The organism is Bradyrhizobium sp. LeoB3, from assembly GCF_055456055.1.
This window is the reverse complement of sequence record NZ_JBVBEF010000006.1, coordinates 14245-31581: the sequence shown is the minus strand read 5'-3', so window position 1 is coordinate 31581 and position 17337 is coordinate 14245. Positions and strand designations below refer to the sequence as shown.

Sequence of the window (17337 nt, the reverse complement as noted above, 5' to 3'; positions counted from 1 at the left end):
ACCTTGCCGTTAAGTACCTGTAATCATTGAAAACTATTGATCCTGCCGGGATCGCCATCGTCCAAAACGGTCACTAAAGTCATTGAAGAAAAGAACTCTGATTGACCACCTTTTCGGACGCCCGTTCGGTGGATCACATTTCGATGCGACAGCATCGCGCGTTCCTTGATATCAGATTGAGACCTAGTTTTAGGGTTGCTGCATCCGAAGGAGCAGCCAATAGTTGAAAAAATTGGAGGCCATCTATGGGGCGAGCACAATTCGAGTTCACCGCATTGCCACGAATCATCGCAGAAAACGAAACCCACGTGGTTCTCGCGATCCCGGTTTCGAAGGCTTGTCTAGCACGCAATATCCATTTCCTCGGAGCGCTTACCGATTGCGCGACCACAAGGACGGTGCCGCCGACCTTTGACTGACATTCAGTAAGATTCCACTCGCGTTTAGGGGGCAAGATGGATTTTCTGGATGCTTGGCGCCAACGCGCCACGCAAGTCGCATCCGGCTGGCGGGACGCCGGACGCGTGGCCTCGGAACGCGTCCGTAGGTCAATAACAAGCGGACTGACCGCGACGGCCTCTGTTGCCGGCGAGGCGTATACGGCCGCGCTCGATTGGAAGAACAACAGCGAATTCAGCAATTGGCTGGCAGATCACTTGAGCAACCAGTACGCGACCATTGCTAGTAAGGCTATGGATGCTGAGTATCTTCGCACACACATCGGCGGCAGCTGGCACAGGCTCTACGACGGTGGCCATACCCTTGCGGGTAGTTGGAAGGCCGTTAGCACGGCGTTGCCCGACCTTGGCGCGCTGGAGCAACTTGGCACCTGGGCGAACGAATATTGGAAAGACTTAATCACGGCTCGCGGTATGCCGATCATAATCCTCGATCATGCCGATCAAGTCAGCGAATACTTCAAGCACTTAGATTGTGTAAACGTGGCTCAGCTTGTAGGTGGCGACGTTTGCGGCGTGTCAATCTACTGCAACTGGAACGACCCGGCCAAATTAGTGGCATCGGTCACGGCGACTCAATGCAGCGGCATTGTCTACGCCAACGTAGTGGCCCCGCTTGTTGGTCTCATCGCCCTCGGGCGAGCCTATTTCCTGGTTAGGAAATCTGAGCACGATGATCTCCAAGACCTGATTGAGCCAGCATTGAAAGGTCTGGCGCGCAATGGCGCTACCGTTCTGCTAATCACCGTCATACCGGGTGGCTTCTTGGTGCACCTTAGTAGCGGCATCGTGATAAGCCTCGCCCATGGCTACGTCTGGGACAAGGGCCGCGAGAATAAGGAGGCGATTTTGACAATGATGAAGGACTGCCTCGCTAACTTACAAGATGCGGTGCCCGGGCCTCGGGGCCTTCCGCTGTTGCCCCAAAACGATGGGGCGACCTAGAGCAGAGCGTCCTGCGTGCATCCACCCCAACGGGCTGCGTGCTCGGCATCAGATCGGATGGCAAAACGGAGCCGAACGCCTCAAGCAACTGAAAGCGAAAAATGACGAAGCGGATCGATCGGATTCCAAATCGAACCCTCGACACCTGGGAAGCGGAGCTCGCCAACTGGATGCAGCCGCCGGAATACCGTCACCGTCTCGATGAGATTCTTCGATCTATCCCTCGATCGATCTTTTTCCGGCAAGCCGGCCTCACATTTCTGCGTGACGCCTGGATTGCCAGCCGCGTCGCTGACGCACTGTCATCGGACGCCGTCAGATTAGTGTCCGCCGACCGACCGGACTTCGAAGTTCAGACCAAAGGGCAAATCGATCAGTTCGAAGCGACTGAGGCCGACATGGATGGACGTCGTCGCGGCGATGAACCAAATGGGTCGGCTATAAGGCAGGACCCGGTCGAGGATTGGCGCAAGAGATTCGAGGCAATTCCGGCAGCACTCGATCGCGTGATCAGCAAGAAATTGAGCAAGGAATATCGACCAGATACCAACCTAGTAATCTACATCAATCTTGGCTGCTACGGAGCCTATGTCGATGAAGGGCTGCCGATACTTCGTAAAGGTACCTTCCCTGCAAAAGATGCATTCAGACATCTTTTTGACCTATGTGAGGGCACGCTCTACAGGTTTTGGGAGGACGGAGCGTACACGTTCGACAAATGGCAATCCGCCCGCGTGACCGACTTCTGATCGATCGAATTTCGAAGCAGCCTGTGGATGCGCCTAGGAGGCAGAGCTATCCAACTGGACTCCGCCGCCGGAATACCGCGACCGAGTCGACGAGATCCTAGGATCTATAATCTCGCACCCGCTCCACTTTCATCATGGGATACTCGCAGGCAAAGCTTGATTGCCTCCTGTCGGGAGCATTGCCCCGAGCCTGCAAGAGTCGATATCGGCTGCTTCCATGGAAGCCGTATATGTCGAGGAACGGCACTCGGATGATTAGCGAAATGCTATACCTACATTGACATACATTAGCGATATGCTAATTATTTAGCACATGGAAATTCGCTATACCAAAGCCGCTGCTAAGGCCCTGATGAAGATGCCTACCAACACGGCCCAACTGATCCGGGGAAAAATTCGACAATATGCGGCGGACCCCGCAAGCTTAGCTAACAACGTCAAGAAGCTTCAGGGGCGAGAGGACGAATACCGGCTGCGTGTGGGGGATTGGCGCGTCATCTTCACCCAGGACGGCGTTGTTCTGGATGTATTGAAGGTGCGTCCGCGCGGCAGCGCTTACGAGGACTAGGTCTATGAGCAAACCGAATATTATCACCACTCCGAGCGGGGACCGCATGGTGCTCATTCCTTTCGAGGAGTATGAGCGCCTAGTCGAAGCCGCCGAGGATACGGCCGATACGCGTAATATTGACGAGATCAAGCGTCGCCTTGCATCCGGCGAAGAGGAATTGATCCCCGCGGAAGTCGTGGACCGACTCATCGACGGCGAGAACAAGCTTCGCGTTTGGCGCGAGTATCGCGGCATGTCCGCGAAGGAATTGGCCGAAGCAGCCGGTCTCGCCGCGCCGTATATCTCGCAGCTCGAGACCGGTAAGCGAGATGGGACCATCGAGACGTTCAAGAAGATCGCCGCGGCGCTGCGCGTCGATATCGACGACATCGCTTAGAGTGGCTCCCGCAAGCAAGTGAAGGCACCTGCTGGTGGTTCGAAGTTCCCTCCCAATCCGTCTCCGGACGGGGCTGTTCGATCCGCGAAGCCTCCGGTTCGGCCTTTCCGGCGAGTTTCGGGAAAGGTTGACAAGCGGGAGCTACTACGGAAGGGGATTAACCCGCTCGCTCCTGAGATATCCGGTCGCTGCAACGCGGAATCTCAGCCTTAAGTAGTGGCAGTGGTTTCCCGGATATATCGCGATCACCGCTCAGCGTAAAAGGTATCCAGAGAATGCACGCGTGCGTATGGGAGTTGCGTAATTGCGGCAGAAGCTCCGGATTTCCAGGAACCGACGATCATTATTGGAACTATTTTCACCTGATCTACTCGAACAGCTCGCCGAGTTGGAATGGTTGAGAGAGCAGGTCAGGCAAGCGGAAAAACTAAATCCGCAGCAGATATTGACTCAATTCAAGGCTTACCGGCAGCAGAAAACGACCAAAGCCAGGCGGAGCGCGCACTAGAGCTTCGGTTCTGATGGAATCAGAATCGAAGCTTTGGATTGCGGTTATGACGCGCGTCCGAAAGCGAGCCCAATAGATCGTCGACGTGGCGGTCGATCAAGGCCAAGGCAATGGCAGGCTTGGCGACGTCTACGTCGTCCACATGCCAGTATCTCACTCTGTCCGCCATCTCCGGAAAACGCCGTTCGATGAGCGGCCGATGCTCTGCTTCCTTCAGCGCGATGATGAGATCCGCGCTCTCCAGGTCAGGCAGGGTACAGGGTTGAGGGTACCGCAAGTTTCCGACCGGCCGGACGCCCCTGGCCTGGAGACCATCGAGAGCGAAAGGCGACATTGGGCCGACGTTGTCGGGCGATCCTCTTTCCGCGGCCCCTTTCGAGAAGGCGCGCCAGTTCAACTCGGCCAGCCCTGCGCGGTGATTGAATAGCTCTTCTGCAAACCGGCTGCGGTAATAATTGCCTGTGCACAGGAACAACAGTTGATGAGCCATCGCGAAAGAATCATGAGCTGAGAGGGGGCGCCGCTACACCGATTGATATCGATGGTCGCTTTCTTGCGCAATTGCGCGACGGCCGCAGAGCGGTTCGCAAGGTACGAATTTGATCATCAAATCATGTTGCAGACGATGATGCGCCCTTACACGGATTCGTCATTGTTGAGGCACGTTTTGTCGCAGCGTACCCAGCGGGAGGCGGGTGGATAATGAGCGATCATTATGAGGTTGGGATCGTGATGGAGTCATGTCATGAGACGAACCGAACTCAAGCGGATGAGTTCTGACCGCCTGTGGACGTTGCGTGTCGAACTCGCTGGCGTCCTGCGACAGAAGATTCTGTCGATGAAGGCGCAGTTGGAAGATCGTCTGAGGAAGCTGCGGGTCCCCGCTTCCGCGCGTCGGCCATATCCGGAGATACAGCCCAAGTACCGCAATCCTGATCAGCCATCGGAAATCTGGGCCGGTCGAGGCAAGAAGCCGCGGTGGCTGGTCGCGCAGCTGAGGTTGGGAAAACGGATCGAGGATTTCAGAATCAAGGTGCGGAAAAAGAGCCGGATCGCCGACCGCCTGGCGCGCATCGGCAGGTAGTGTCCGGCGGGCGAGGAACGAAACCGCGGGGCCAGCGTCGAGTCCCAGCCTCCGGTCGAACGCCCCCTACCCCCACCGGCCGGAGGAAAACCTCCAAGGTTGGCGGCCCCAGCGCACCCTGGGGCCGTTTGATGAGTAGCGCGCTCGGGCGAGACGTCTTCCGGGGCAAGGCTCCGCGGCTCGCACGACCGCTGGAGAGGCACGCGGGAGGCGCTTTGGCATGGTTAATCCCTGGTTGCCGAATTTGGCAAAGGTCTTGCTAATCGCTGCTCCGACACTGCAGCCCCCGACGAGGCTGCGCCGAGTTGGATCAAGCGGGAGCAATGCCCATGGGTGCCGCGTCTCAGACTGGGAATTCCAGCATCACCGTGTTACGTGATGTCCTCGTCATCCAGACGATGCTCGAGGATCTGCAAAGGTCTGTCCGGATCCTCGATTGCGATATCGCGACGGAGGAAGCCTCCGGAGGGGTCAGCAATGCTGCGGACCCGCGATATCCGCTGCTCGCCAGAACGCTCTCGACGCGACGGGACAATCTCAAATCGACCATCCGAGCGCTGAGCGACCGCCTGGGCCAACTGACGGCAACGGCGTAGCCCCCTGTTCGGGTGGATAGGCGGGCTGCCGGTTATTGGCGGCCAGAGAAGATGGGCAGGTTTGCGTCCAGCGCGCCTTGCTGGCGTCGCCGGCATGCCTTAAGGCGGCCCGCAGATACCCCGTCCGCGATTCACTGGAACTCGATGCGAAAACTGCTTGTCACGCTCTCGGCTGCCCTTCTGGTGGGGGCCTGCCTGCTGGTACTCCGGAACGAACTGCACGCAAGGCCCGCCACGCAGTGCGGCTTCTGGGGCGAGATGGAAGCCGGAATGTCCTGCCGGTAAAATTCGCCGCCGTTTTCGGCCCTGGAACAATGGCCTGAATTAGGGCAGAGCTGACGCGAGCGGCGAAGATCAATGCCGCCGCGTGGTTTGGCCCCGCCAACCACGCCCCGAGCAAAACCCGGGCGCGCCAATTCCCAAAGCTTGGTCTCGTTGCCATCGTCGGAGGTGAGGCGCTGCTGGCGCCCGCCTCACCCGACCGTCGGTCAGCCTGATCTCTTCACCGGTCGCGGGCGCGCCGACATTCCCCAAATGGGAACTGTCCGGTGATTTTCTCTGGCGTTCGAGGGCGATACGGCCTGTCTGCTGGGTCTTGCGCCGGCAACCGTGCTATCTGAGCACCAGCCGCGCCAATAGCGCCGCCAGTTCGCCTTGCCGCGACACGCCCACCTTCGAGAACACGCGCTTGAGGATGGTCCGGGCGCTCTCCTCGGTGATGCCGAGCTTGTCGGCGGCGTCGCGCGGCGACTGGCCGGTGCCGACCAGCGCCGTCACCCTCGCCTCGCCCAGCGTCAGGCCGAGCACATCGCGGATCAGCGACGGGTCCGGTGGGCTGCTGTTGTCGGGGTCGACGACAAGGATGAGCAGCCTGGCCTGGGTCAGGAACTGGTTGATGCTGTTGGCCGCCATCGAGACCGGCAGGACATAGAGCGCAAGCGGCCGTCCCGACGTCCGCCGGTGCACGATGATCGGCTTTTCGCCAGCCAGAACATCCTCGGCGCGGTACGCCGCGAGACGTTTCATCGCCGCGGAGGCCGGCGAATTCAGCGCGAGCGATCCCGCGGCAAGCTTCTCCTCCACGATCTCGAGCCCATCCCCGAGCAGCGACTCCGCCTTCGGATTGGAGAAGATCACGCGGCCGACCGAATCGAGCACAAAGACCCCGGTTCCCAACCTCGCGAGCGCGGCGCCGAGGCCGAGCTTGCTTAGTTCGGAGTCCATCAAGCGAATGCCAAGGCGAAGCGAGCGCTCGACGTGACGGCCGAGCTGGGCCACGAGATCGAGCTCAGCGTCGCTATAGACCGGCTTGCTGCTCGCGCGCTGGATGCTCATCGCCACCTCGATCTTCGCATCCGGCGAGACCGTTGCGGCGGCGAAATATTTCAGGCCGTGTTTCCGAAGCAGCTCGGAATAGAAGGGGTCGGTTGCGATGTCCTCGTCGGAGACGACGTCACGGTCGGTCAGGACATCACGATTGAAGAATGCACGGATCGCGCGGATATCCCGAAACGTCCACTCGCGCATGTATTCTTCAGCGATCACATCGAGCGAGGCGGACTGGATGGCGCCAAAACTTCCGTCGTCCCTGCCATAGAGCAGAATAGCGCCGACATCGTCGAGGCAATCGGCAATGCTCTGCAGGGCCACCGGCCAATGCGACGGCTCCGCCGCGGATTGATAGATGGCGTCGATGGCCTTCAGCAGATGATGCGACATTGAACCGACAAACCGAATGACGAGTGAACGCGTGGCAATCAATCACGAGGATTGAATGCCCCGCACAATGCATTTGGATGTCAGGAAACGATAACGGGCAAGTCCGTACGATCACGGCCTTTGCATGGGTAAGCGCAACCATTGACGGCCGATCGCGGTCAGCCATCCCGTGAGGCGCAAATCACTGCTTACCGGACGGAAAACTCCAAGAGTGTCGAACGCCAGTCGCTTCGTGCAATGCACGCACTAGACCACGAAAGCCCGCCTCGCGCCAACGCGGGAAGGTCCGCGCGAATCTCAGGGTATAGCGGTCACGTCCGCGGTTATGTTGCGGCGGTCACACGTGATGCGCGCTGACCTGTCAGTCAACGGGAAGCCTAGCCGGGCGACGGCTGCTCCGCATGCGCACGCGCGCGCTCCGGCCTTGCATCCCTGGTACAGGTCGTCATGACAAAGGCGATGCGGCTGCATTGCCACCCCGGCCCGAGCGCCGCGCTCGCCACCGTCTCCTGAGAGAGGCTGCCGGCTGACAGGAGCGCCACGCCAAGGCCGATCACGACGATAGCGGCCAGCAGCGCTAATCCCTTGCGGCTATAGAGTTGGTGGATCATGCGATCGTTCCTGTTCAGTTTGCGCGGAGCATAGGACCTCGTCGCCCCTCTTCCTGTGATCGGAATCACAGTCGCCCCGCGGCGTTTTAGCGCTGGCGCCCGCCGCTTATTGCGCCGGCTGGATCACGTTGCAGTTGGTCCGCCCGGACATCAGGCAGTCCTGCATCTTGCTCGCCGCGGTCAGTTCGCGCGCCAGCCACAAGCCCGCTGCCAGCATCGCGGCCGCAATCAAGAGACCGGCAATTGCGCCGCGGCGGCTGCCGCCTCCCCTTGGGTCTGTCATGATCGTGTCGGTTCCCGCACCGTCACCGCAGAAGAGATCGTGGTTGCAGTAGCTGCTTCGCAAGTACCCGTGTGATCACAACAACTTCAGATCAAATATGCAAAGCCTGGGCATAAGTGTCGCAAATCCGTTGCGCACGTCCCCGCGCTGCTCAACACTGCGCGCCTTCCGGGAAGCGCGTGTGCGGAGCGCGCCATGGGTAAACAACATGGGTAAACAAGAAACGGGCTACGACTATCATCGCTACAAAAAACTGCTGGCGGAAGCGGTCGACGAGAACAAGCGGCTCGAATTGATCCAGCTCCTGATCCGCGAGAAAGCCCGGGACAAGCTCGAAGCGCAGCGGACCTCCGATCGCGTGGCCATGACGGCGCAGACGGTCGCCAGGGTGCTGGGAACCTCCCGCCACCGCGACAGCTTCTAGCTCGGCTAGAACTTTAGCGAAGTTCGAAGCGCATGACCGTATTGCTCTCGGCGATGGGCTCGCTTCTCCCGCGCGCACATTGCTGACTACGGATAGCTCCCGCGTTTGGCATGCCAAATTGGACGCTGGCATTTTGCCCCGGGTTCACTTATGTGCTGCGCCGAACCCGATTTTCATCATCCCTCCAATCAGCAGTGAAGATAACAAGGCTCTCTCTATGAGCGGCTTCAAGGAACCGAACTTTTCCGACCGCCAGAAGGCTGCGCAGCAGTCCCGGCAGAACATTTTGCAAAAATTCCGTTCCCGCCCCGGGCCCGATGATCCCGGGGTGCAGGCGCGCGCCGCCGAGCGCGCCGCGATCGCGGCCAACCGCGAGCAGGCTCGGCTTGCGCGCGAGGCGGCCAAGGCCGAGCAACAGCGCCTCGCGGAAGAGGCTGCCGCCGCGGAAGTGGCGCGAATCGCTCGCGAGAAGGAAGAGGAATCCGCGCGGCAAGCCGCGCTCGAGGCCGAGCAGAAGGCCAAGCGCGACGCACGCTACGCCGCCCGCAAGGAACGCGGCAAGAAAAAGCGGTGAGGCGTTTCCGCCTCTCACGCGCCGCACGCAGCACGAACTGAAGCGGAGATCTCGTAGCCCGGGTGGAGCGGAACGCCCAACCCGGGACATTTGCATCCTGGTCTACGAGCGGTCCGGGTTACGCTGGCGTTTCACCCGGGTTAGCCTCCTTCAAGCTGCGCTCGAATTTCGTCCCCCGCATCCGGAAAACGAAGTAAGGACGCGACGGCGATCAGTTCTTCTTCATGCCGTCGTCTTTCTTCATCGCGTCGTCCTTCTTCATCATCCCGTCGCTTTTCTTCATGCCGTCATGCTTCGACATGGCATCCTTGGACATCGTATCCTTGGACATCGTGTCTTTCTTCATGGCGTCGTCCTTGCCCATCTTGTCCTGAGCGAAGGCTGCAGGCGAGAGCGCGACGCTGAGGGCGACAAGAGCGGCCGAGACGCTGAGGCCGATACGGGTCGAGAAGGTCATGGTGGTTATCCTTGCTGAGGGGTGATCGTGGAGCGACGTCTGCCGCTCTCCCCTCGACGCGGCCGGAACGGCCCTTGTTACCCTCTCACAAAGTCTTGAAAGAGTGTGCGGAGCGCCGCTGCCCGAAAATTAGGCCTTGGCACATCGTCCGCCGCAGTGTGCGGTGCAAAAATACCCGCTCCAGGTGTGACGCTTGGCGTCAATGCACCGGCCGCCTCAAACTATCAGACTAGAGAAAATTCTGGCAAATTCGCCTAAATGCGGCCCTCAAGTTCCGCCTTATCGCCAAACAAGAACAGCTTTTGCCACTGGGAGAAACTTTATGCTTACTCGCCGCCACCTTTTTGCCACGGCGCTTGCCGCGCCCGCGGTGCTGCGCTTCGGCGTCGGAACCGCTCATGCCGCGACCACGCTGAAAGTCTCGCACCAGTTCCCCGGCGGCACCATCGACAAGGGCGATTTTCGCGACCGGCTGTGCCGGATGTTCGCCGCTGAGGTGGCGAAGCGCTCGGGCGGCGAGATCGCTGCCGAAATCTATCCGAATTCCTCGCTGATCAAGACCAATGCGCAGTTCTCGGCCATGCGCAAGGGCGCACTCGATATCAGCCTCTACCCGATGCCCTATGCCGGGGGCGAGCTGCCGGAGACCAATATCGGCCTGATGCCGGGCCTGGTCACGACCTACGACCAGGGCCTGCGCTGGAAGAAGGAACCGGTCGGCAAGGCGCTCTCCGACTTCCTGGCGGATAAGGGCATCATCCTCCTGACCTGGGTCTGGCAGGCCGGCGGCGTCGCCAGCCGCTCCAAGCCGATCGTGGCGCCCGAGGACGCCAAGGGCATGAAGGTGCGCGGCGGCTCCCGCGAGATGGACATGGTGCTGCAGACGGCCGGCGCGGCCGTGCTGTCGGTGCCCTCCAACGAGCTTTATGCTGCGATGCAGACCGGCGCCTGCGACGCCGGCATCACCTCCTCCACCAGCCTGATCTCGTTCCGCCTGGAAGAAGTCGCGAAATCGCTCACCTCCGGCGCCGGCACCTCCTACTGGTTCATGCTGGAGCCGTTGATGATGTCGAAAGCGATCTTCGACAAGCTGCCGAAGAAGCAGCAGGACGTCATCCTTGCGGTCGGCGCGGAGCTCGAGGCCTTCGGCAAGAAGGGCGCGCAGGACGACGATGTCGAGGTCGCCAAGGTCTACGAGAAGGCCGGGGCAAAGGTCAGCGCGCTTGACGCAGTCACCGTCAACAAGTGGCGCGACATCGCGCGCGATACCGCCTGGAAGGACTATGGTGCTAAAACCGCGACGGCAGCTAATCTGTTGAAGCTCGCAAGCGACGTCGCCGCATGATGCATGGTCCGGTCGCGGATCAAGCCGAACGCCAGACCGCCGTCACGGGTAATGTATTCGTGGCGGCGCTGTCGCGCGGGCTTGGCCTCTGCAACAACATCGTCGTCGTCTTCGCGTCCATCGCACTGATCGCGGCCTGCGTGATCCTGAGCTACAGCGTGCTCGGCCGCGCGCTATTTCACAGCCCGAACTATTGGCAGGACGAAGCCGCGGTGTTCCTCCTGGTCGGCGCGACCTTCATGACCGCCGCGTACGTGCAGGCCCAGCGCGGCCATGTCAGCATCGAAGCCTTCGTCGGGCTGATGTCGCCGCTCGCAAATCGCATCAGGCTGTGGCTGGTCGATGTCGCAAGCTTGGCCTTCTGCGCCTTCTTTGCCTGGAAATCCTGGACGTTGGCGCATGAAGCCTATGTCGATGGCCAAGTCTCGAACTCGATGTGGTCGCCGCCGCTTGCGATCCCCTACGTGCTGATGGCGCTGGGTATGTCGCTGCTCTGCCTGCAGCTCCTGCTGCAGATCATCATTCCCCTGATGGGTGGTGCGCGCCGATGACTGTACTTGGGATCGGCATCAGCTACGGGCTTGCCACCCTGTTTGCGATGTTCTCGGGCATGCCCATTGCGTTTGCTTTGGGCGCAGTCGCGGTCGTGTTCATGGCGATCTACATGCCGACGGCCTCGCTCGATACGGTGACGCAGAACGTCTACGAGGAGATGGCCTCGATCACGCTCTTGTCGATCCCGCTGTTCATCCTGAAGGGCGCGGCGATCGGCAAATCCCGCGCGGGCCAGGATCTCTATTCGGCGCTGCACGCATGGTTGCACCGCGTGCCCGGCGGGCTCGGGGTTGCCAACGTGTTCGCCTGCGCGCTGTTTGCCGCGATGGCGGGATCCTCGCCGGCGACCTGCTCGGCGATCGGCTCGGCCGGCATCCCCGAGATGCGCAAGCGCGGCTATTCCGGCGGCTTTGCCGCGGGGATCATCGCCGCCGGCGGCACGCTCGGCATCCTGCTGCCGCCCTCGATCACCATGATCCTGTTCGCAGTCGCGGCGGAGAAATCGCTGGGGCGCCTGTTCCTTGCCGGCATCGGACCGGGCCTGTTGCTGGTGACGCTGTTCGGCATCTACGCGATGTTCCGTTTCCGCAAGGAGTATGCGGCCGCGCGCGCCGCCTATGACGCGACCGGTGCGGATGCCGCGATCCTGCAGCGCGACGAGTTCACGATGGCCGACCGCTTCAACGCGCTGCCGCGGGTGCTGCCGTTCGTCCTGCTCCTGACCGGCGTGATGATCGCGCTCTATGGCGGCTACGCGACGCCGTCGGAGACCGCCGGCCTCGGCGGGCTGTTGGCGCTCGGGCTGATCGCGGTGATCTATAGCGTCTGGAAGCCGAGCGACCTCGAGCCGATCCTGAAATCCACCATCCGCGAGTCGACCATGCTGATGATGATCATCGGCATGTCGCTGCTCTATTCCTACGTGATGAGCTATCTGCACATCTCGCAGTCGGCCGCGGAGGCGATCGTCGCGATGCACCTGCCGCGCTGGGAATTGCTCGTGGCGATCCTCCTCATGGTGATCGTGCTCGGCTTCTTCCTGCCGCCGGTCTCGATCATCCTGATGACCGCGCCGATCATCCTGCCGCCGCTCCGCGCCGCCAATTTCGACATCATCTGGTTCGGCGTGGTGATGACCATCGTGATGGAAATGGGCCTGATCCATCCGCCGGTCGGATTGAACATCTTCGTCATCCGCAACGTCGCGCCCGATATTCCCTTGAGCGAGGTGATCTGGGGCACGCTGCCGTTCGTGCTCCTGATGATGCTGGCGGTGCTGTTGCTCTGCTTCTTCCCGGGAATCTCGACGTGGCTGCCGGATCTCGTGATGGGGCCGGAGAGCGTGCGGTGATGCTCCCGTAGGATGGGTAGAGCGAAGCGAAACCCATCACTTTCGGAGCAAGCCGCGCGAATGGTGGGTTTCGCTTCCGCTCTACCCACCCTACGAATTTAGCGTTTCTTCTTCGCGTTCAGCGCGTTGGCGACGCGGCTGACCGGCGGGCGGCCGAGCAGGCGGCTCACCTCGTTAGTCGCGGCGAGCAGCTTCTCCATATCGACGCCGGTTTTGATGCCCATGCCCTCGAGCATGTAGACGACGTCCTCGGTCGCGACATTGCCGGTGGCGCCGGGTGCATAGGGGCAGCCGCCGAGGCCGCCCGCGGCGGAATCGATGACGCGGACGCCCTCCTCCATGCCGGCGTAGAGGTTGGCGAGCGCCTGGCCGTAGGTGTCGTGGAAATGCATCGCGAGGTTTTGTGCCGGTATCTCGCCCGCGACCGCTCGCATCAGGTGCCGCGCCTTGACCGGCGTGCCGACGCCGATGGTGTCGCCTAGCGATATCTCATAGCAGCCGAGATCCCACAGCGTCCTGGCAACGTCGACGACCGCCTGCGGCTTCACCTCGCCGTCGAAGGGGCAGCCGAGCACGCAGGAGATATAGCCGCGCACCTCGATGCCGTCGGCCCTGGCACGCGCCAGCACAGGCTTGAAGCGCTCGATCGATTCCGCGACCGAGCAATTGATATTGGCGCGCGAGAAACCTTCGGAGGCCGAGGCAAACACCGCGATCACCTTGGCGCCGGCGGCCTGCGAGGCCTCATAGCCCTTCTCGTTCGGCACCAGCACGTGGAATTCGCCGGGCAGATGGCTGACGCCGCGCAGCACCTCGGCCGATCCCACCATCTGCGGGACCGCCTTCGGCGACACGAAGGCGCCGACCTCGACGATCGGCAAGCCGGCGCCGATCAGTCGCTCGATGAAGGCGATCCGATCGGCGACGCTGATCGGCGTCTTCTCGTTCTGCAGCCCGTCGCGCGGGCCGACCTCGACGATGCGGACGGGCTCGCTCATCACGCGGCCACCGGCTCGACTTCGGCGAGCTCGACGCCCTCGCCGACGATATCGCCCACCTTGCATTTCAACTTCTTCAGCACGCCGGCATACGGCGCGCGCAACGTCTGTTCCATCTTCATCACTTCCAGCGTCAGGATCGCCGCGCCCTTCTCCAACATCGCGCCCTCTTCGGCAAGCAGGGCGACAACGGTGCCCGGCAGCGGCGCGACGATTTTGTCCTCGCCGACCTGCTCCTCGGTCTCGCCGCCGAACGGATCGACCCAGTGGAGGTCGAAGCGGCCGTTGCGGGTGCGCAAATAGAGCTCGTGACCTTCGATCACGGCCACGACACCGGATTTCGTGCCATCAAGCGTCAGATCAAAGCCCTCATCCGCGGACGGCGCCAGCGCCAGCGCGAACGTGCGATCGCCGACCGACACCGTCGATGGCCGGTTGCCATAGCGCAGCGTCACCTTCTGTTCCGCGCCCTGCCCCTGCCGGAACGAAAACACCCGCTGCCGTTGGCCGACCGGCATCCAGCCGAAGGTCTGCCACGGCGAATGCGCCTCCTTCCGTGCAGCCTTCTGCTCCTCATTCAAGATCGCAGCGACCGCGGCGCACAGCTCGAACGCACCGGCAGCCCCACGTTCTGCGGTCAGGCTCTTCAGTTCGCGCTCAATGAAGCCGGTATCGATGGCATTCGCAACCACAGCAGGATGCGTCACCAGCGCCGACAGGAACGGGATGTTGGTGACGATGCTGCGGACATCGGTTTCTTCCAGCCCGCGATTGAGCTTCTCGATCGCGATCTCGCGCGTCGGCGCCCACGCGATCACCTTTGCCAGCATCGCGTCATAATACGGCGAGACGTTATCGCCGCTGCGATAGCCGGCATCGATGCGCAAGCCGCCGCCCTCCTCCGGCGCGCGCCAGGTCTTGATGCGTCCGACCGACGGCATGAAGTTCTTCTGCGGATTTTCCGCATAGACCCGCGCCTCGATGGCGTGGCCGTTCAGCTTGATTTCGTTCTGGCTTAGCGGCAGCTTCTCGCCGAAGGCGACGCGGAGTTGCCATTCCACGAGATCGACGCCGGTGATCAGTTCGGTGACGGGATGCTCGACCTGCAGGCGCGTGTTCATCTCGATGAAGAACACGTCCCTGCCATCGGAGACGAATTCGATGGTGCCGGCGCCGACATAGTTGACGGCCGCGGCCGCCTTTCGCGCGGCGGCGCAGACGGTCTCGCGCTGGGTGGCATTCAGTGTCGGCGACGGCGCTTCCTCGATCACCTTCTGGTGCCGGCGCTGCAGTGTGCATTCGCGTTCCCATAGCGAGAGCAGATTGCCATGGCTGTCGCCGATGATCTGCACCTCGATGTGGCGCGGGTTCTGGACGTATTTCTCGATCAGCATGCGGTCGTCGCCGAATGCCGCCTTGGCCTCGCGCTTGGCGCTGATGATTGCAGTCGACAGCTCGGCTGCTGAATTGACCACCCGCATACCGCGGCCGCCGCCGCCGGCCGAGGCCTTCACCAGCACCGGGAAACCGATACGCTCCGCGGCATTCGCCAGAGTGGCCTCGTCCTGCGCCTCGCCGTGATAGCCGGGCACCAGCGGCACGTCAGCCTTCTCCATCAGCGCCTTGGAGCCGGATTTCGAGCCCATCGCGTTCATCATCTCGGCCGTCGGACCGACGAACACCAACCCTGCCTCGAAGCAGGCTTGTGCGAATTCCGCGTTCTCGGACAAGAAGCCGTAGCCGGGATGAACAGCCTCGGCCCCGGTCTCGCGCGCCGCTTCGATCACGCGCTGGATGTTGAGATAGCTGTCGCGCGCCCGGGCCGGGCCCAGCAGCACGGCCTCGTCGGCGAGCGCGACATGCAGGGCATCGCGGTCGGCCTCGGAATAAACCGCGACGGTGCGCAGGCCCATGGCCTTGGCGGTGCGGATCACGCGGCAAGCGATCTCGCCGCGGTTGGCGATCAGCAGGGTGCGAAAACGCCGGTAGAGCTTTGAGCGGTCCATCGTCACATCCTGAACAGGCCGAACTTCGTCGGCTCGATCGGCGCATTGGCGGCGGCCGATAGCCCGAGCCCAAGCACGAGGCGCGTGTCGGCAGGATCGATCACGCCGTCGTCCCAGAGCCGCGCGGTCGCGTAATAGGGATTGCCCTGGCTCTCATACTGCGCCCGGATCGGCGCGCGGAACTTCTCCTCTTCCTCCGCCGACCAGGTGTCGCCCTTGGCTTCGATATTGTCGCGCCGGACCTGGCTCAGCACCATCGAAGCCTGCTCGCCGCCCATCACGGAGATGCGCGCATTCGGCCACAGCCAGAGGAAGCGCGGGCTGTAGGCGCGGCCGCACATGCCGTAATTACCGGCGCCATAGGAGCCGCCGATCACGACGGTGAATTTCGGCACGCCGGCGGTCGCCACCGCAGTGACGAGCTTGGCACCGTCGCGCGCGATGCCGCCGGCCTCGTATTTCTTGCCGACCATGAAGCCGGTGATGTTCTGCAGGAACACCAGCGGAATGCCGCGCTGGCAGCACAGCTCGATGAAATGCGCGCCCTTCAGCGAGCTCTCGCTGAACAGGATGCCGTTGTTGGCGATGATGCCGACCGGGAAGCCCCAGATATGGGCAAAGCCGCAGATCAGCGTGGTGCCATAAAGCCGCTTGAACTCGTCGAACTCGGAGCCATCGACGATCCGCCCGATGATGTCGTGGACGTCGAACGGCTTGCGGCCGTCGGAGGAGACCACGCCATAGATCTCCTCGGCCGGATACAAAGGCTCTCGCGGCTCGCGCATGTTGAGCGTGGCGCGCGCCGACGGCTTCAATGTGGCGACGATGCGCCGGGCAATGCCGATCGCGTGCGCATCGTTCTGCGCGTAGTGGTCGGTGACGCCGGACTGCCGCGAATGCACGTCGGCACCGCCGAGTTCTTCCGCGGTGACGAGCTCGCCGGTCGCGGCCTTCACCAATGGCGGGCCGCCGAGAAAGATCGTCCCCTGATTGCGTACGATGATGCTCTCGTCCGACATCGCCGGCACATAGGCGCCGCCGGCGGTGCAGGAGCCCATCACGATCGCGATCTGTGGGATGCCCGCGGCCGACATCTGCGCCTGGTTGTAGAAGATGCGGCCGAAGTGGCGCTCGTCCGGGAATATCTCGTCCTGCAACGGCAGGAAGGCGCCGCCCGAATCGACCAGGTAGACGCAGGGCAGATTGTTCTGCCGCGCGATATCCTGGGCGCGCAGGTGCTTCTTCACCGTCATCGGATAGTAGGTGCCGCCCTTGATGGTGGCGTCATTGGCAACGATGACGCATTCGCGGCCCGCGATGCGCCCGACCCCGGTGATCACGCTCGCCGAATGCACGTCGCCGCCATAGAGGCCATTGGCCGCGAGCGGCGACAATTCCAGGAACGCCGTGCCGGGATCGACCAGGAGGTCGACGCGGTCGCGCGCCAGCATCTTGCCGCGCGAGGTATGCCTGATACGGGACGCCTCGCCTCCGCCGCCCGCAACCTGGCTGAGCTTATCGCGGAGCTCGGCGACCAGGCCGCGCATCACCTCGGCATTGCCGGAAAATTCCTGGGATTTGGGATCGATCGTGGAATGAAGCTGCATGTTGCGCTTTTCTGCCGCGTGTTTCGACAATCTTCAAACTAGAATATCGCGGCTCATCGCGCGATAGGGCCCGCCACTCAAGCCGGATGATTCCCGCCTTGCGAAATTGACCACCGCCGC

Annotated in this window: 19 protein-coding genes; 11 read left to right on the top strand and 8 right to left on the bottom strand. The window is 62.0% G+C overall.

The features are described 5' to 3' along the window. Positions 1-455 precede the first annotated feature (455 nt). The 4 genes from ACZXDY_RS07480 (at position 456) to ACZXDY_RS07465 (ending at position 3099) form a co-directional block, all read left to right on the top strand. Positions 456-1403: a hypothetical protein gene (locus ACZXDY_RS07480; protein ID WP_464345024.1), complete on the top strand. Its 948-nt coding sequence runs from the start codon at positions 456-458 to the stop codon at positions 1401-1403. Positions 1404-1504: 101 nt separating this feature from the next. Beyond that, a complete protein-coding gene (locus ACZXDY_RS07475; RefSeq protein ID WP_464345023.1) occupies positions 1505-2152 on the top strand; it encodes a hypothetical protein in 648 nt (215 codons plus the stop codon). A 313-nt stretch (positions 2153-2465) separates the two neighbouring features. Further along, positions 2466-2720, top strand: a complete 255-nt coding sequence (locus tag ACZXDY_RS07470; RefSeq protein ID WP_130223516.1) for a type II toxin-antitoxin system RelE family toxin — start codon at positions 2466-2468, stop codon at positions 2718-2720. Between the two features lie 4 nt (positions 2721-2724). Then, on the top strand, positions 2725-3099 hold the full coding sequence (locus ACZXDY_RS07465) for a helix-turn-helix domain-containing protein (RefSeq protein ID WP_464345022.1): 375 nt from the start codon (positions 2725-2727) through the stop codon (positions 3097-3099). Between the two features lie 527 nt (positions 3100-3626). Here ACZXDY_RS07465 and ACZXDY_RS07460 read toward each other — a convergent pair. Further along, positions 3627-4097, bottom strand: coding sequence for an arsenate-mycothiol transferase ArsC (locus tag ACZXDY_RS07460; RefSeq protein WP_464345021.1), 471 nt, complete (start codon positions 4095-4097; stop codon positions 3627-3629). Positions 4098-4445: 348 nt separating this feature from the next. On the opposite strand from ACZXDY_RS07460, the gene ACZXDY_RS07455 reads away from it, so the two are divergent. Continuing rightward, on the top strand, positions 4446-4691 hold the full coding sequence (locus tag ACZXDY_RS07455; protein ID WP_464345020.1) for an H-NS histone family protein: 246 nt from the start codon (positions 4446-4448) through the stop codon (positions 4689-4691). Positions 4692-5020: 329 nt separating this feature from the next. After that, the gene (locus tag ACZXDY_RS07450; protein WP_464345019.1) at positions 5021-5287 is read left to right on the top strand and encodes a hypothetical protein; all 267 of its coding nucleotides are present in this window, start codon (positions 5021-5023) and stop codon (positions 5285-5287) included. Positions 5288-5899: 612 nt separating this feature from the next. On the opposite strand, the gene ACZXDY_RS07445 is transcribed toward ACZXDY_RS07450, so the two are convergent. The 3 genes from ACZXDY_RS07445 to ACZXDY_RS07435 form a co-directional block, all read right to left on the bottom strand. Further along, positions 5900-7006, bottom strand: a complete 1107-nt coding sequence (locus ACZXDY_RS07445) for a helix-turn-helix transcriptional regulator (RefSeq protein ID WP_464345018.1) — start codon at positions 7004-7006, stop codon at positions 5900-5902. A gap of 377 nt (positions 7007-7383) precedes the next feature. Beyond that, positions 7384-7617, bottom strand: coding sequence for a hypothetical protein (locus ACZXDY_RS07440; RefSeq protein WP_028166817.1), 234 nt, complete (start codon positions 7615-7617; stop codon positions 7384-7386). Between the two features lie 106 nt (positions 7618-7723). Further along, the gene (locus tag ACZXDY_RS07435; protein WP_165435193.1) at positions 7724-7900 is read right to left on the bottom strand and encodes a hypothetical protein; all 177 of its coding nucleotides are present in this window, start codon (positions 7898-7900) and stop codon (positions 7724-7726) included. Between the two features lie 208 nt (positions 7901-8108). Between ACZXDY_RS07435 and ACZXDY_RS07430 the strand changes: the two genes are divergently transcribed. Further along, entirely contained in the window at positions 8109-8324 is a 216-nt protein-coding gene (locus ACZXDY_RS07430; RefSeq protein WP_464345017.1) for a hypothetical protein, read from the top strand. Positions 8325-8541: 217 nt separating this feature from the next. After that, positions 8542-8898: a DUF6481 family protein gene (locus ACZXDY_RS07425; RefSeq protein ID WP_464345016.1), complete on the top strand. Its 357-nt coding sequence runs from the start codon at positions 8542-8544 to the stop codon at positions 8896-8898. Between the two features lie 211 nt (positions 8899-9109). On the opposite strand, the gene ACZXDY_RS07420 is transcribed toward ACZXDY_RS07425, so the two are convergent. After that, complete coding sequence (locus ACZXDY_RS07420; protein ID WP_028166814.1) at positions 9110-9355, bottom strand: pentapeptide MXKDX repeat protein; 246 nt, start codon at positions 9353-9355, stop codon at positions 9110-9112. Between the two features lie 322 nt (positions 9356-9677). On the opposite strand from ACZXDY_RS07420, the gene ACZXDY_RS07415 reads away from it, so the two are divergent. From ACZXDY_RS07415 to ACZXDY_RS07405, 3 genes are read left to right on the top strand one after another with little or no spacing between them, the layout of a single operon-like run. After that, on the top strand, positions 9678-10700 hold the full coding sequence (locus tag ACZXDY_RS07415) for a TRAP transporter substrate-binding protein (RefSeq protein WP_464345015.1): 1023 nt from the start codon (positions 9678-9680) through the stop codon (positions 10698-10700). Continuing rightward, on the top strand, positions 10697-11251 hold the full coding sequence (locus ACZXDY_RS07410) for a TRAP transporter small permease (protein ID WP_464345014.1): 555 nt from the start codon (positions 10697-10699) through the stop codon (positions 11249-11251). Before ACZXDY_RS07415 ends, ACZXDY_RS07410 begins: the two co-directional genes overlap by 4 nt. Further along, entirely contained in the window at positions 11248-12606 is a 1359-nt protein-coding gene (locus ACZXDY_RS07405; RefSeq protein WP_456641591.1) for a TRAP transporter large permease, read from the top strand. Before ACZXDY_RS07410 ends, ACZXDY_RS07405 begins: the two co-directional genes overlap by 4 nt. Positions 12607-12704: 98 nt before the next feature. Here ACZXDY_RS07405 and ACZXDY_RS07400 read toward each other — a convergent pair whose 3' ends face one another. From ACZXDY_RS07400 to ACZXDY_RS07390, 3 genes are read right to left on the bottom strand one after another with little or no spacing between them, the layout of a single operon-like run. Beyond that, positions 12705-13604 carry a hydroxymethylglutaryl-CoA lyase gene (locus tag ACZXDY_RS07400; protein WP_464345013.1) on the bottom strand — a complete coding sequence of 300 codons (900 nt, stop codon included), beginning with the start codon at positions 13602-13604 and terminating at the stop codon, positions 12705-12707. Further along, entirely contained in the window at positions 13604-15610 is a 2007-nt protein-coding gene (locus ACZXDY_RS07395; RefSeq protein ID WP_464345012.1) for an acetyl/propionyl/methylcrotonyl-CoA carboxylase subunit alpha, read from the bottom strand. The genes ACZXDY_RS07400 and ACZXDY_RS07395 overlap by 1 nt, the downstream gene beginning before the upstream one ends. 2 nt (positions 15611-15612) lie before the next feature. Further along, positions 15613-17217: a carboxyl transferase domain-containing protein gene (locus ACZXDY_RS07390; protein WP_464345011.1), complete on the bottom strand. Its 1605-nt coding sequence runs from the start codon at positions 17215-17217 to the stop codon at positions 15613-15615. Positions 17218-17337: the final 120 nt, after the last annotated feature.